General features: G+C 66.1%; 10 protein-coding genes. 4 read left to right on the top strand and 6 right to left on the bottom strand.

Going from position 1 to position 15047, the window contains the following annotated elements:
• Positions 1 to 147: 147 nt before the first annotated feature.
• Both pglW and KBX21_RS26535 read left to right on the top strand, forming a co-directional pair.
• Positions 148 to 2628 carry a BREX system serine/threonine kinase PglW gene (pglW, locus tag KBX21_RS26540; RefSeq protein ID WP_247665338.1) on the top strand — a complete coding sequence of 827 codons (2481 nt, stop codon included), beginning with the start codon at positions 148 to 150 and terminating at the stop codon, positions 2626 to 2628.
• Positions 2629 to 2640: 12 nt separating this feature from the next.
• Positions 2641 to 4434, top strand: a complete 1794-nt coding sequence (locus KBX21_RS26535) for a hypothetical protein (protein WP_247665337.1) — start codon at positions 2641 to 2643, stop codon at positions 4432 to 4434.
• 66 nt (positions 4435 to 4500) lie between these two features.
• Here the strand turns inward: KBX21_RS26535 and KBX21_RS07255 are convergent, their stop codons facing one another.
• Positions 4501 to 6843, bottom strand: coding sequence for an AAA family ATPase (locus tag KBX21_RS07255; RefSeq protein ID WP_210841403.1), 2343 nt, complete (start codon positions 6841 to 6843; stop codon positions 4501 to 4503).
• A 286-nt stretch (positions 6844 to 7129) separates the two neighbouring features.
• Here KBX21_RS07255 and KBX21_RS07250 point away from each other — a divergent pair, with 286 nt between their 5' ends.
• Positions 7130 to 8536 (top strand): ATP/GTP-binding protein, encoded by a 1407-nt coding sequence (locus tag KBX21_RS07250; protein ID WP_210841402.1) that lies wholly within the window; start codon positions 7130 to 7132, stop codon positions 8534 to 8536.
• Entirely contained in the window at positions 8445 to 9089 is a 645-nt protein-coding gene (locus KBX21_RS07245) for an RloB family protein (protein ID WP_210841401.1), read from the top strand. The genes KBX21_RS07250 and KBX21_RS07245 overlap by 92 nt, the downstream gene beginning before the upstream one ends.
• Before the next feature lie 36 nt (positions 9090 to 9125).
• On the opposite strand, the gene KBX21_RS07240 is transcribed toward KBX21_RS07245, so the two are convergent.
• From KBX21_RS07240 to KBX21_RS07220, 5 genes are all read right to left on the bottom strand, one after another.
• Positions 9126 to 11489, bottom strand: a complete 2364-nt coding sequence (locus KBX21_RS07240) for a tetratricopeptide repeat protein (protein ID WP_210841400.1) — start codon at positions 11487 to 11489, stop codon at positions 9126 to 9128.
• 61 nt (positions 11490 to 11550) lie between these two features.
• Complete coding sequence (locus tag KBX21_RS07235; RefSeq protein ID WP_210841399.1) at positions 11551 to 12162, bottom strand: DUF6879 family protein; 612 nt, start codon at positions 12160 to 12162, stop codon at positions 11551 to 11553.
• Complete coding sequence (locus KBX21_RS07230; RefSeq protein WP_210841398.1) at positions 12155 to 12424, bottom strand: hypothetical protein; 270 nt, start codon at positions 12422 to 12424, stop codon at positions 12155 to 12157. The genes KBX21_RS07235 and KBX21_RS07230 overlap by 8 nt, the downstream gene beginning before the upstream one ends.
• A gap of 951 nt (positions 12425 to 13375) precedes the next feature.
• The gene (locus KBX21_RS07225) at positions 13376 to 13864 is read right to left on the bottom strand and encodes an HIT family protein (protein ID WP_247665335.1); all 489 of its coding nucleotides are present in this window, start codon (positions 13862 to 13864) and stop codon (positions 13376 to 13378) included.
• Complete coding sequence (locus KBX21_RS07220; RefSeq protein ID WP_307869166.1) at positions 13861 to 14970, bottom strand: ThiF family adenylyltransferase; 1110 nt, start codon at positions 14968 to 14970, stop codon at positions 13861 to 13863. The genes KBX21_RS07225 and KBX21_RS07220 overlap by 4 nt, the downstream gene beginning before the upstream one ends.
• Between the last annotated feature and the right edge of the window lie 77 nt (positions 14971 to 15047).

Genomic DNA, 15047 nt, shown 5'->3' with positions numbered 1-15047 from the left:
AGGAGTCACCGGAGCGCCCCGTGAGACCGTCGCGAGGTAGAGATGCGTGGATTGTCGGAGTCGTCCAGGACAACCCCTCCTGTCTCACGGGAGTCCTATGCTGGGCGGGCAGTCGCGCGTCGCAGAACTGGACAGGGAGCGGATCGGATGTCGAACCGGTGGTGGGGCAAACCCTCGGAGTTCCCCTGGGAGCAGGCCGCACTCGAACACATCCGGGAACGCTTCCCGACCACCGGCAACTACCGTGCCTGGGCCGGCTTCACCTTCACCGCGCGCAACGAGCGCATCCGCGAGTGTGACCTGTTCGCGGTCACGCCCACCGGTGCCTACCTCATCGAGATCAAGAGCCACCCCGGGCACGCCACCAACCAGGGCAGCGAGTGGACGTTCGTCGACCGCGACCGGCGTCGTCGGACCATCAGCAACCCCCTGCACCTGAACGACCTCAAGGCCAAGGAGCTCAAGAACCGCCTGCAGTGGGCGGTGAACAAGCTCGGTCTGCGCAACGTGCGGATCCCCTTCATCGAGGCCGGGGTCTTCCTCTCCGACCCGGACCTGCGCTGTGAGTTCGACGAGGTCCAGGCCGCCCACGTCTACGGTCGCGACGGACTCGAGAAGCAGACCGGCCTGCCCGGGGTGTCGGACGGACTGATCAACACCCCCCACAGCAGGGTCGACCCGGGTTTCCTCAAACACGTCACGCGGCTGATGGAGACCATCGGCATCACGCCCATGGACCGCGCCCTGAGCCTGGGGGAGTACACCCTGGAGAAGCGGTCCTTCGACAGCGGACCCACCTGGACCGACTTCAAGGCCAAGCACGAGCGCCTGGGCGGACTCAGCCGCGTGCGCCTGTACCACTACGGTGAGGACGCGAGCGAGGACGAACGCCGCTCCGTCGAACGCGCGGCCAAACGCGAGTACATGTCCCTGGAGGGCATCTCGCACGAGGGCATCGTCAAGGCCGAGTATTACGGGCTCATCGAGGAGGGCGGCACTGACCTCGGTCCGGCCATCGCCTTCCGGCACCACAAGTCCTGGCAGCGCCTGGACCACTTCATGGCCGAACACGGCGAGGGCCTGGATGTCGACACCCGCATGGTGATGGTGCGCCAACTCGCGGAGGCGGTCAACCACGCCCACCGCAACCGGCTCTACCACCGGGCGCTGGCGGCCCGTAGCGTGTGGGTGGAGATGGACGGCAGCTATCCCCGCCTGTACATCGCCGACTGGCAGGTGGCCTCCAGAGAGAGTCTTCGCCTACGCGGCAACCGCACCTCGCACGCCGCCTCCAGCACTGGAGCCACCGAGCACCTGGACGCCGCGCTGGGAGGCCGGGCCCTCGCCGCGCACGTGGAGAAGGCCGCTGCCGCGTACCTGGCCCCCGAGTTCCCCGATTATGCGGGCCGGGCCGCCGCCCAGGACCTGTTCGGCCTGGGAGCCCTGACCTACCTCGTCTTCACCGGGCGGCCGCCCGCCAGGGACCGTGCCGAACTCAGCCAGACCATCCAGCAGCACGAGTGCCTCACCCCGGCGGCGGTCAGCGACGACATCGTCCCGCAGCTGGACACCCTGGTGCGTGAGTCGACCCAGCGGTCCCCGAACGACCGGCTGGCGACCGTGCAGGCGTTCCTACGTGGACTCGACGAGGTCGAGGAACGCCTGACCCTGCCCGAGGTCACCACCGACCCGCTCGAAGCTCGGACGGGGGACGAGGTCACCCCGGGGTGGGAGGTCCGCGAGATCCTGGGCAAGGGCGCCACCTCCCGGGCCCTGCTGATGCGCAACCAGGCCGCGGGACGCGAGATCGTCTACAAGGTGGCGCTGAACACCGGGTCCGCGGCGGCCGCTCTGCGCAGTGAGGCCGAGACCCTGCGCGAGGTGGGCGCGCATCCGCGGATCGTGGACATGGCCGCCACCGAGAAGGGGGCCGACCCCGGTCTGGAGGAGATCGGGGAACGCACCGTCCTGGTTCTGGAGCGCGCCGGACAGAAGACGCTTTCCGACTTCCTGGGTGAGGAGGGAGCGCTCACCAGCGGTGAACTCCACACCTTCGGTCAGCACCTGTTCGAGGCGCTGGAGCACCTGGAGGAGAGGGCCGTCCTGCACCGGGACATCAAACCCGCCAACCTGGGGGTGGCGCAGACCCGTAAGAAGGCGCGTGCCCTGGTGCTGTTCGACTTCTCGCTGTCCAAGGCCCCGCTGACCCACACCTCGGCCGGGACCCGGGGCTACCTGGACCCCTTCCTCGGTGAGAGCCGCTCCTACGACGACTACGCCGAGCGCTACGCGGCGGCGGTGACCCTGCACGAGATGGCCACCGGTGAACTGCCGCTCTGGGACGAGGACGGCGTCTCTCCGGAGTTCCTCGGCGAGGACGTCGAGGTCCCCCGTCTCACGGAGGAGGCCTTCCCTAAACAGAGCCGTGCCGCGCTGGTGGACTTCTTCCACCGTGCCCTGCACCGGGACCTCGGCAAGCGCTTCGCCTCCCTCGCGGACATGCGCACCGCCTGGCAGGCCTCCTTTCACGCCGCGCCCCCTCTGAAGCGGCGCAGGACACGGAGGAGACCCGTAGGCGCAACATGGAGAGCGCCACGGTGGAGACCCCCCTCCACCTCGCGGGTCTGACCCCCCCTCGCCGTGGACACCGCCCAGCGGATCCTGCGCTGCGAGACCGTGGGTCAGCTCCTGCGCACCCCGGTTCGGGACATCACGCACATGCGGGGCAGTACCCGGGGGATCCGCAACGAACTCAGCAGTGCGACGGCCTACTGGCGCAAGAGTCTGGACGTGGCTGAGTACGCGGTCCCGGCCAAGGCCAAGCTGCCCAGCGGTGCCGACGACGAGACCAAACGCAACGCCCTGCTCGACCAGGTGATCCGCCAGCTGCTGCCGAACACGACCGAGGCCAACCGCTGGTGGGTCCGGGTTGCGCGCGAGCTGCTGGGCACGCCCGAGGGCAAGAAGGGCCTCCTGGACTGGTGGCCCACCCGGCGCGAGATCGCCAACCGCCTTTCCCTGCCCCAGGAGCGGGTCGAGGAGGCGCTGCAGGAGGCCTTCGCCTACTGGGCGAAGAACGCCTCCCTGATGGGTTCGGTCCGCGACGACGTCACGGACATCCTGGACCGCAACAATCGGCTCCGCGAGGTGCGCCAGATCGCCTCCGAACTGCTGTCCATGCGCGGTTCCACCCTGGAGACCGAGGAGCGCTCGGTGTACGCGCTCGCCGCGGTGCGCGCGGTGGTGGAGTACGAGGAGCAGCGGACCGAACAGCGATTCGTGGCGCGGCGCTACCCCCGCAGGGTGATCGTCGCCCAGGTCATCGACAACGACCCCTTGGTGCCGGTCGAGGGCGACCTGTTCGACTACGCCGAATCGCTCGGCGAGCGCGCTGACGAACTCGTGGCCTTGGGCGGCTCCGATGCCCTGCCCGGTCCCGGAACGGTGCGTGAGGCCCTGCGCGGAACGGAGTCGCCGGAGGGAATGAAGTCCCTGTCGGACACCGCCCTGGTGCAGCTCGCCGCAGCAGCATCGGAACGCGCGGCGGCGACCCCGCGACTGGAGCTGTACCCGGTCGACCTCGATCTCGACCGTGCACTGCGCATCACCCAGGCCATCGGTTACCTGGGCAAACCCGGGATCACCCCGGAGCAGATCAGTGACCGGGTGCGTTCGCGTTTCCCAGCCCTGCCCGCGCCAAGCCGTAAGCAACTCCACGCGCTGCTCAAGGACCGCCACCCCAAGCTCCGGGAGGAGCGGGTCGGCAACACCGTCTGCTGGTACCTGGAGCCGGAGTTCACCACCTACCAGCCCTCGACCCACACCGGACACCACCATGAGTTGGACCAGGTGGGCACCGCCTCCCTGCAGGCATGGCAGCGACTGGAGCAGGCGGTCCAGCGGGGCGGCTACCGGGCGCTCAAGACCTGGCTGCCCGACACCGAGCGCTCCGCTCGGATGCTCACCCGTATGCCCGGCACCGTTCCCTTCGACGTCTCTACCGAATTCGTCCGAGTGGTCGACGAGGTCATGGAGGCCAAGGGCAGGGGCCTGACTTGGGAGCACCTGGCTAAGGCCGACAACAGCGAGCCCCGGCCCCGGCCCTTCGAGACCCTGCTCCAAGAGGTGTTCCAGCGTCTGGGAGAGAGGGTGCGCACCGCGAGCTCGGAGTCGCCCGCCGGTAGCGGTGTGGTGGTGCTGTACCGGGCGACTCCGCTGGCCCGCTACGAGGCGGGCCGGTCCCTACTGGGCCGCCTCATCCAGGAGGCCCGCGAGGCAGATCGTGCCCCGTACGGCCTGTGGCTGCTGTGCCCCATGCGGGGCCCGCAGACCCCCGCCACTCTGGACGGCCAGCCCGCCGGCATCATCGCTGACTCGGAGCAGGTGTTGCTCCCCAGGGGTTTCACCGCCCCGGAGGCCGTGCTGGTGGGGTAAGTGTCCGTGCTGCCCCTCCGACTCCGACCACAGGAGGGGCAGCATGGAAGCCCGTCAACCGGTTACTCACTGGCCAGTCAGCAAGGGCACGTCGTGCGTGAGGTCCAGCCGGGCGCACATCCCGTTGAAGTGCTCAGGGTCCAGCTGCTGGATCAGGGCGAACACGTCGACGAGCGCGTCCCTTCGCTCTTGGTCAAGGAGCTGCCAGTCGTCTCCCTTGGGGCTGCGGTGCGAGTTGTTGTGCACGTACGCCTTCAGTCGATCCCGGCGGAGGGAGTCGAGCTTGTTCTTCTTGTCCTTGAGCGCCTCGTTGAGCCCCGCCGTCACGTCCTCCCCCTGTTTGGGGAACCTGTACTGGAAGAAGTGCTCGAGGATCTTACGCGCGTGGTTGGGCGTGGAGGTGGCCAGCTGAACGTCGTCGTCCACCGACGTCGACGTGAGCGACGCCAGCAGGTCGCGTGCCGCGCGGTGGAAGACGAGTGCGTACTCGGTGCTGAGGGCGTTGAGTTGGGGGCCGTCCAGCTTGATCGGATCAAGTACGGGAACCCTGATACCGCGGCTCGCGTCGCGTGGATCTGTGACACGCCTTGACTTCATGAAGTGCAGCGTGCCCCTCTCCTGCCACTTCTTCCGATCCTTCCCGGCGGTCAGGGAGTCTCGCCAACAGCGGAGGAAGGTCGTGCTGTGCGTGAGCACGAAGAGCTGCCGACACAGGAACCCCGGATCCAGGCGGGTGATCAGGGTGGAGTGGACCGCCTTCATCAGGTCGTCGTCCAGGCTGGAAACCGGATCGTCCACCACGACGATGGTGCGTTCCAACTCGCGCCCCTTCTCTTCCAGACTCTTGAGGAAGTAGAGGAGGGCGATGGCTGTCTTCTCCCCCTCGCTCAGGTGTCGCGCCGGCTCGCCATCCCGTAGGACCCGGTAGTTGCCGTCGACGTGGGCGAAGCTCAGTTCCTTGCGCCTGAGCAGGTGGGCGATGTCGTCGTTGAGCCTCGAAAGGAAGTGTTCGGGGTTCATGCCCTCGACGGGGGATTCCTTGAGGACCTCCCTGCACTCGTGGAGTTCGTCCGCGCAGGCCTTGAGCTGATCGTCGTACGAGGCCCGCTCGTTGCAGTATTCCTGCCAGACTCCCCTGACGTCGTACAGCATCTGGTGGAAGCGGCGTTCGGCGGCCTGAGCACGGTCGCGGTCCTGATTGCTGACCCCTTCGTTGTGCTCGGCGATGAGACTGCTGACCGCACTGAGATCCAGGGAACTCAGGACTTCTGTTCCCAGAGGGGCGAGAGGGAGAACCATCGATCCCTTCTTCTCGTCCAGGCCACCCGCGAGCTGCTCCAGTAGGAGGAGAAACTCCTGGATGTTCCCCCGCACCTGCTTGACCGCGGTCTCGTAGTAGCCCTGCAGGTGCTCGAAGAACTGGACCTCCTGGGGAAGGTCGTTGATGATGCGCTCGGCCCGGCGGCGCAGGTTGGTGATGAGTTCGTGAAGTGCGGTGATCTCCGAGTCGAGGCGGGTGAAGCCCTCGTCGAAGTGTTCCTCCAACCGGCGGATCCGTGCGCTCTCGATCGGTGAGTCGCAGAACAGGCAGCTGTTGCGGCCATCGTGCAGGGTGAGGCCGGTCTGTGCCCATGTGGAGTAGGAGCGGTTGCTGTCCAGCTCTTCGATCACGTTCGAAGTCACTGTGCGCCCACGCACCTCGTTGACCCTCTCCCAGAGGTCCTGTGTGGCCAGACCGGGGTCGGCGAGTTCGGGGACCGGTTTCCACGCCTGACTCACGAGCAGGGTGCGGTCCTGTTCCGCGAACCGCGCCAGCTCATCCCACGGAGTGAGTGCCTCACGCAGCGCCGGTTCCACATGACGTGCGTCAAAGCCCCTCCTGAACCGCGGATTGAACGCGGAGAGTTCGTTCACCGCCCTCGCACCGACCTCCCGGAGGGTCTTTTTGCGTCCGTTTTCGGCCCTGTTGTACTGCTTCTGGAGGTCCTTGCTCCGTGTGGTCAGTTCCTGGATGCGTTCCAGGGTCTGCTCGCGCCGTTGCTTCTGCTCGACGTTCGGTGCACCGAAGTACATCAATGCCGGTGCACCGGTCTCGGCGTCCAACGAGTCGAACCTCAGGTTCCTCCGGACGTAGTCGGCGCCGAAGACGCGCACGTCTTCCCAGATCCAATGACCGGGGGCCGCGACCGCCTCGGGTTTCTCGCTGCCTTCGGGCTGGATGAGCACCTTCAACCCGTGTGACCACTCGGTGTCCTCCGGAACCCCGCTGAGCAGCGTGGCCAGAGTGCTCTTCCCCGTGCCGTTCGGCGCGTAGATGACGTTCAGCCTCTGGAAGTCGATGGCCTGGGGGTGCTGCTTCCAACTCTGGTAGCAGCGAAAGTCCTTGACGTAGGTGATGCGCTTGATCACAGGGGGTCCTTGGTACCAATGGGCAGGGGGTTTCAGCATGCCAGAGCGGTTGGTGAGCTGGGTGGGCTTTGTGTGAGTAAAGGCGTGCTGGAGGCGTCCTCGGAGAGTGGCGGTCAGGTGGACGTGAGCTGGTCCCTCTCATAGTCGGGAGTGAACGCTCTGCGTGCTTTTCAATTGATCTTTGGGAAAAATCCTCCCGGATCCGTGTCGAAAGTTATACGAGTGTGAGGCTCGCGGACTACGTTGGGTAGTGATCTTGTCGGGGTGAGCTGGAGGGGTGGTTGTCGTGCTGCTGCGGTTCCGTGTCGCGAACTGGGCGTCCATTCGGGAAGAGCAGGAGCTGAGCCTGGTAGCCGCGGACGAGCACGATGATCTCGTTATGCGAGACGTCCCCGGCACCGTTTTGAAAGTCCTGCCCGTGGTCGGGGTCCTGGGTACGAACGCCTCGGGCAAGTCCAATCTGATGACGGCGATGGCCTATGCCCGCGACGCCGTCCGGCACTCACACAGTCGGTGGAACCCGCGCGGCGGGACCCTCCGCGTGCCTTTCGCGCTCGACGAGGACTCAGCCTCCGCGCCGTCGGAGTTCGCCTTCGACTTCGTGGAGGACGGCGTTCGCTACGAGTACGGTTTCGCTGTGGACGACAAGTCGGTGACCACCGAGTGGTTGCACAGCTGGCCGCGCGGCCGGGTTCGGACGCTCTTCGAGCGTGTCGGGCCACAGGAAATCGAGCTTGGCCCTGGTTTGCGCAGGGGATTCGGCAATCGCACCCAGATGGTCAAGGAATCCGTGCGGCCCAACAGCCTCTTTGTGTCCGCTGGAGCCGCGGGGAACCATCCGCTGCTCACTCGTGTATACGACTGGGTCAATCGGATGGCGATGGCCTTCGACGAGAACGCGCACGTGCGTCTGGAACTCACCTTGCGGATGCTGGCAGGGGCGCAGCGAGAGCTCTGTACTCTTCTGCTGCGATATGCGGACCTGGGGATCTCCGGCATTCGTTCCGAAGAGCGGGAGATGCCGAAGGAAGCTGCGGCCCATTTCGCGGCGGGCTTCAAGGTGCTGCACCCTGATGGTCTGCCGACAGACCTGGAGGACTGGCGGCGATCAGAGATCGTCGTCGCACACCGAACGGCTGGCGACGACGTGGAACTGCCGTATGAAGCGGAGTCGCACGGAACCCAGACCTGGTTGGCGCTGGTCGGTGTGACGGTTCGGGCTCTGCAGGAGGGCCGGGTGCTCGTCATCGACGAGCTGGACGCTCGGCTGCACCCCAACCTCGCTGGCCAGTTGGTTCGGCTCTTCTCCGAACCGGAGACCAATCCGCATGGTGCTCAACTGGTGTTCAACACGCATGACGTCACACTGCTGAGCCGGCATTCCTACGGATACCTGACCAGGGACCAGACGTGGTTCACGGAGAAGGGCGCGGGTGGAGCCACTGAGCTTACTTCTCTGCGAGAGTACAAGGTGCGCGATGATCGTGATGATGTACTGAAAAAATACCTTTTGGGCGCTTTTTCGGCCGTGCCCGTCTTCGATGACGGTATCAGTGACAAACTGGGCCGTATTCTGTCTGATCGTGCGGTAGCGTTCGAGGGTGGCGCTGAAGAAGGCGAAGGGAAACACATCCCTCAATCCGAAACGGGTCGGCACGAGGAAGCCCAAGCGGAGGTATCTGATCTTCTGTGAGGACACCTACGGCGGCACGACCTATTTCTCCCGGATGAAAGAGGAGCATCGCTTCTCGAACGTGTCGATCAAGGTCGGTGACGAGCACGGGGAGCCGTACAAGCTGGTTCGGGCTGCCCAGAAGCGTCAGAACTCCACACACAGGCGTCGTTCGGACCAGGGCACCGAGTACGACGAGGTGTGGTGTGTGGTCGATGTCGAGGCGCCCAAGTCCCATGAGTCACTGGACCGGGCGGCACAGCTGGCCCGTGACAACGGGATCAAAATCGCCTATGCGAATCCGTGCTTCGAACTCTGGCTCTTACTGCACCAGGGTGACGTCGGCGGGTATCTGACCTCAAGCCAGGCAGCCGCGAAAATGAAGGCGCTGAAGTGCTGTTACACCGAGGGCAAGGACTTCGACCCGTCGCACTTCGTCGGACAACCCCAGCAGGACGCGATAGAGCGTGCTGAACGGTTGGCCAGGCGTCATGAGGGCGCTGCGCAGCCATGGGGCAAGAATCCCTGGACGGATATTCATGTCCTGGTTCGTCAGCTACTGAAGGACGCCTGACTCGCCCAAGGTGTCGGGGCCGCCACTCGATGGATGTCATCTGCTCGTATCACCGAGATGGTCGATGATCGCTTGGCGGAGGCGCTCGGCCCTGGGATCGGTGAAGTCCCGGAGGGCCTCCAACGCCTCGTGCCAGTGAGCCTGGGCGGGTTCGGGGGCGCCATCGTCGGCCATGACTGTGGCCAGGCGGTCCAGGCAGACCGCCAGGTTCCAGTGGGCGCCGTCACGGCGGTAGCCGTTGGCGGCCTGGCGGTAGAAGCGGGCCGCCTCGTCCAGACGGCCGAGGGACTGGTAGACGGCGCCCACGCCCTCGAAGGACTCGGATTCGCGGACGTGTTCACCAATCGATCGGTGCAGGTTGGCCGCCTCATGGAAATGGGCGAGTGCTTCCTCCGGGCGGTCGAGCATCGAGTAGGCGCGGCCGAGCTCCAGGTGAGCGAAACCCTCGTACGTGGTGAGGTCGAGATCGTGGGCGATCGCCAGGGTTCTCTGCGTCAGGGACAGGGCCAGATCGGCCTGACCCGCTTCCCGCCTGGCCGTGCTCAGGGCGGTGAGACAGGCGAACTCACTGGCCCGGTCCCGGGTCTCCCGATGGATCGCAAGAGCGTGGTCGGCCAGCGCCACCGCTTCCTCCCATCGCCCGAGTTCCAGGAGGCAGCGGACCAGGTTCCCCATGGCGATCCCCTCCCACAGCCGGTTTCCGAGTCCTCGGGCCGCATCGAGGGAACGCTCGAAGTTCTCGCGCGCATGGACGAGCCTGCGGCCGCGTTGCTGAGCCAGGGCGAGGGCGTTCAGGGACATGAGAACCCCGTGTTCGTCCCCCAGTTCACGCCTCAGTTCCAGGGCGCGAGTGTGGTGCTCGATACCTGCCTCGAACCGGTTGGCCTGGAGGTGGGCTATGCCGAGGTTCTCCCAGAGGTCGGATTCGGCCCGGGGGTGGTGTTCTGTTCGTAGTGCCCTCAAGCCGTGGTCGAGCATCCTGATCCAGGGTTCGCCGTAGACGGGGAAGTGCCCCAGCACGTGGGGGAACCGCCAAGTGAGGTGAGTGAAGTCGTGCTCGGCAGCCGTCTGTGCCGCAGCTCTCAGGTTCGGTTCCTCCAGCTCGAACCAGCGGAGCGCGTCCGAGTTGTCGGTGAGAACCGGCCCCGAGGACGGAGCGGTGAGGACCTCGTCCGGCTCCGGGCGGCGCAGGTTGGAGTCCACAGTGAGAGCTGCGGAGTAGGCGGTGCGCAGATACCAGGTCAGGAGGCGTTTCAGGGCTGCTGTTCGGTCTTCGGTGGCTTCCTCGTCGCGTACCTGGTCCATCGCGTAGGAGCGAATCAGGTCGTGGAACCGGTAGCGGTCCGTGCCGGTCTGCTCCAGCAGGTGGGCACCGACGAGCGTGTCCAGCGAGCGTCGGGCCCGGCGCACCGGAAGGTCGGCGAGTGCGGCCGCGGCGTCGGTGCCGAAGTCCCTTCCGGGGTGCAGGCCCAGGAGCCGGAACAGGCGTGCCGCGTCCTGGGGCAGGACCCGGTAGGACCAGGCGAAGACGGAACGGACGGTGTCCGCCTCCTCCTCGTCATCGGTGGCCAATGCGTCCCACAGCCCGGACTCGTCGCGCAGGTCCTGGATGAGGTCGGCCAGGGGCATGTGCGGACGGCTAGCCGCGCGTTCGGCTGCGATGCGCAGGGCCAACGGAAGTTGTCCGCACAGGCGTGCGAGTTCGGCGATCTCGCTCGGGTCGTCCTTGGGGCGGTGGTGCACGGTCACGTACTCGAGGAGCTCCACGGCCTGATCCGTGTCCAGGGTGCGTACGGTGAGTCGCCGTGCCCCGTCCCTGGCGACCAGCCCGGACAGCCGGTCCCTGCTGGTGATGACCACCGCGCTGTCGGCGGAGCCGGGCAGGAGCGGTCGCACCTGGGCGGCGTTGGCCGCGTTGTCCAGCAGGATCAGCACCCGCTTCTCAGCCAGGTACGAGCGGTAGAGGGCGGACCGACTGTCAGTGTCGGGTGGGAGTGTGTCTGCGGCGACGCCGAAGGCGCGCAGGAACCGCTCCAACACCTGGTCTGGTGGCAGGGGCAGCCCTGGGCCGTACCCCTGGAGGTCGACGTAGAGCTGTCCGTCGGGAAAACGACCGCGGACCCGGTGTGCCCAGCGCAGTGCCAGGGCGGTCTTGCCCACCCCTGCGGTGCCGACGATGACGTGCATCGTCGCCTCTACTCGCCCGCCGGTCCCCAGACCGGTACCGGGCATGTGGTTGCTGAGCAGTTCGAGCTCACCGGTGCGGTTCACGAATCCGCGCACGTCCGCGGGGAGCTGCCTGGGTACCGGGGCACCGGAGCTCTGCTGGCCCTCCCCGTGGAAGTGCACTCCACCACGGACGTCCCTTGCCTGGATCGCGCGTCCGGAGACATCGGACATTCGTGACCTATTGCCGTAGGGCAACCCCTCCTCGGGTTCCTCGCCCGGAAGGGGTACGTGTTCATCGGGCACGGGACGTTCCCACTTCGGCCACCTCGCGGACGAAGTAGTCCTCCACGGGTTCGGCTTGCTCGTGCAGGGCCGCGATGTCGGCCCGGGACTGTTCGAGGAGAGTGGGGTCGGTGTAGCGAACCGCTCCCTCGGCCTCTCCCTGAGCGTCGTAGAGGATCCGGTAGATCACCTCATCACCGAGGATGACCATCTCCGGGACAGGGTTCTCCCGTTCGAAGGCGGAAAGCGCCTCCGGGGAGATGACCCGGATGTCCTCGCCGCACTGGGCTCGGATCCGTGCGGAGTGGAGCTCCCACAACAGGTAGGTCGACAAGGGCTTCTCGACGACCCGGACCCGCCGGACCTGGCACCCGGCCTGGGCCAGACCTTCGAACATCGTGCGCAGCGCGGGGCGATCAGCCTCCATCAGCCGAAGGGACTCCTCGCAGCGGCCCTGAAGGAAGGCCATCCAGCTCTCGCTCTCCGGCTCGTGGAACACCTGCTGCCGTTCGAGCTTCCAGACGTCGGCGTTGCGGAGCGATCGGAAGCGGTCTCCGAAGTCATCGCCGTACTCGGAGAGACTCAGGTGGTCGCCGGGGAGGGAGCTGACGGAGTCAAGCATCTGCGATGTCCGATTTCGCTGAGACGAGTGTGGAACGGGGGATGATGACCAGCCGTTCGTCTTCTGAAATAGCCACACCCTCAGGGAGGCGCGGAGCGTAGGAATCAGTGAGATCACGACCTATGACCGCGATGTCCCCGTTGTCGAGCTCCCAGATGTCCGGGCATTTGTCGATGTTATTGGAGTTTCCGAGTTCGGCCGGTGACGCTCCGAGCCTGCGCAGCATTTCCGCTGATGAGTCCGCTTCCCAAGGGTCTGCCATGGGTTCCCCTTCCGCGCACTCCGGCATGGGGGGTGAGCGCGCTGTAAGCAAAATAACACGGCTCGGTCGTGGGACAAGAGCGGTCTTGGTGGGGGAGATTCATGGTCGGCTTCCCTGTGGTGGCAGGGCCTGCGGCTCTTAACAGACAGTCGGTCGACTCAGAGAAAGGAGCAGTTCATGGCGGGATACAGGCCTGAATCGGGGATGGTGGATGTCCGATTCCCCTGGGTGGCCTGGCCGAATCAGGCGAGAGAGTGACGGTCTTTGCAGGCCGTCGAGCTCTGCAGAGGAGTGTTCGAGAGTGCGGATCTGAAGCCTTTCCTTCTGAAGTTCGGAAGACGAGCAGTTGCGAGGCTTCCTGCATCGGAGCAAGTGGCAGGAAACCCCGATGCGAGGGGCAATTATATGATCAGTGGGATATGTTCCGATGAAGCAGCAGTGCGAAACATGTGACGACTGCTCTTCACTGCGACCGGTGCCAGGCCGGCCGTGCTTCGGGCCCCTCGCCGGTTCAGCAAGGTCTGCGGTCAGTCACGATCGAGCGCCCGCACCCTCGACTTCGCGGGAGAGTGGCGCTTCACGTCCTCGCTGGTCGCGTGCAGGGCTGAGATCTCTGCGCGGGCATGGGATGGACCCGGTTCGCTGGGATCAAGGTCGAAGGTGGGATGACCAGCCGCTGGCTGATCAGGACTTGTTGTCCGACCCCAGCTTGGGAGCAATGTCGGGCAATGCCATGGGAGTTGCGGCGGGGAAGGGTTTTCATGGGTTCAGAAGCCGGGGAGAGTATCTCGGGCCCGCTCCCGGACTTCGTGCACACGACTTCCCTTGAGGTGAGGAGGCCGCGATGAACGACGACGGAAACAACTGAAGCGATGACCTGACGTGATGAGGGCGGGGTAGGGCGACAAGCGCCCTCCCCGCCCTTCCGCGTGTTCTGGCTGTCCAAGCCGATCAGGGCGAGGCATCCCGGATGCGCTTGGCGACGTTCGCGAGCCAGGTGTCATCGGCGCGTCGGTGGTCGTGTGAGGACAGGTAACCCTGGTAGCGGTCGAAGAAGCCTTCAATGGGCGAGGCAACCTCGTGCCAGCTGTCTCCCGCGTTGCCCGCGGTGCCGTGCATGGGGAAGAGCTTGGCGTGGGCGTGATCGACCCCGTAACCCTCGTACATGATCCCGGTGCGCGCCACGTCGGGGAAAGCAGTGTCGAGGAGGCGGGCGACTTCGCGCGCGGCCAAGTGCAGAGCCGTGTACTCCTGCGGGTTCAGGTCCACCACATAGCTGGTGAGGTGGGCTTTGGGGATGACCACGGAGAAGCCCTCGGTGTTGGGGAAGATCGACAGGAACGCCAGATGCGTTTGGTCCTCCCAGACGCGGTGCGCGGGTGCCTCCCCGGACACGATCTCGCAGAAGACGCATGCGGGGGCGGTCTGTGCGGCGTTCAACGTGCTCCTTGGGGTTCTTGAGTGACGGGTCGGATACTGGCACAGGTGGGGCAGCCGGGGTCGCGTTCCGCGGACTGGGTGTCGAGGGCCAGGTCGTGTGTCCATACACCCATGCGCCGGTTGCGTGAGGCCGGGACACCGAAACCGCCGAGGTGGCGCAGGACGTCCATCACGGCCAGGGAGGAGGCGAGCATGTTCACCGGGCCGTTGGACGGGGCCTGGTAGCGCCCGTTGACACTGCTGATCAGCTCGGCGAGTTCGGGATCGTCCATGGGCGGGCGCGCGGTGAGAGCCTGGCAGTCCCAGCAGCCGGTCTCCCCGGGGATCACCAGTGGCCCCCAGACCGCGATGTCGTTGACGTAGCAGGCGTTCAGCCAGACCTGTCCCGAGTCGACACAGTGCGCGTTCACCAGGCCGGTGATACCCGCAGAGTCGGCCGAGACCAGGATCAGGTCGGCCTCCGGCAGGGCACGGAGGCTTTCCGCGTCGGGGGCGCTCCCGACGATCGTACGAACGCTGCAGCCGGAGGCACGTCGCCGGAGTTCGCGGGCCAGCACCTCGGCCTTGGGCAGACCGACGTCGGCTTCTGTGAACAGGAACTGGCGGGTGAGGTTGCTCAGCTCCACGTGGTCGCCGTCGACCAGGGTCAGTTCCCCCACCCCGGCGGTGGCCAGCGTCGCGGCCAGCAGGTTGCCGATTCCGCCGCAGCCGAGCAGGAGCACGTGGGCCTCGGCGAGACGCCGCTGCACCTGCTCGGCCTGGGCACCGGAGAGTTCGTAGAACAGGGCGTGCCTGCTGTACCGGTCCGCCGGATCGTAGGCGTGCGCGCGGACCAGGCAGTTTCCGCTCTCCAGGGTGAGGAGCAGCGCTTGCGCGACAGGCTCTCGTACTCGGCAGACATCCCGGAGGAAGGTCAGTGCCTCGGCTCGGGTGCGGGGTGCACGAAAGTACGCGGTGAGACGGACCAGAGGACGCCACAGCGTGGGGTCGTTGACGGCCTGCTGGAGGGAACCGAAGCCCAGGTAGAGCGTTTCACCCTGGACACCGATACGCACGTAGGGGGCGAGGACGCGCGGGGCGTCGATGGTCCTGCTTGAGGAGCTCACGGGTACGGCCGCCTTTCCCGTCGCGGCAACGAGTTCGTCGGGGTGTTCGGCGCGAGCGTAGACAGGGGCGCCGCCGA

This window comes from Nocardiopsis sp. B62, assembly GCF_018070675.1.
Taxonomy (GTDB): Bacteria; Actinomycetota; Actinomycetes; order Streptosporangiales; family Streptosporangiaceae; genus Nocardiopsis; species Nocardiopsis prasina.
The sequence above is the reverse complement of the archived record's forward strand: the minus strand, read 5'-3'. Positions and strand labels throughout refer to the sequence as shown.

Excerpts from the sequence above, each read along its gene's own strand:
- KBX21_RS07240 (WP_210841400.1), bottom strand. The coding sequence starts at position 11,489 with ATGTCCGATGTCTCCGGACGCGCGATCCAGGCAAGGGACGTCCGTGGT.
- KBX21_RS07235 (WP_210841399.1), bottom strand. The coding sequence starts at position 12,162 with ATGCTTGACTCCGTCAGCTCCCTCCCCGGCGACCACCTGAGTCTCTCC.
- KBX21_RS07230 (WP_210841398.1), bottom strand. The coding sequence starts at position 12,424 with ATGGCAGACCCTTGGGAAGCGGACTCATCAGCGGAAATGCTGCGCAGG.
- pglW (WP_247665338.1), top strand. The coding sequence starts at position 148 with ATGTCGAACCGGTGGTGGGGCAAACCCTCGGAGTTCCCCTGGGAGCAG.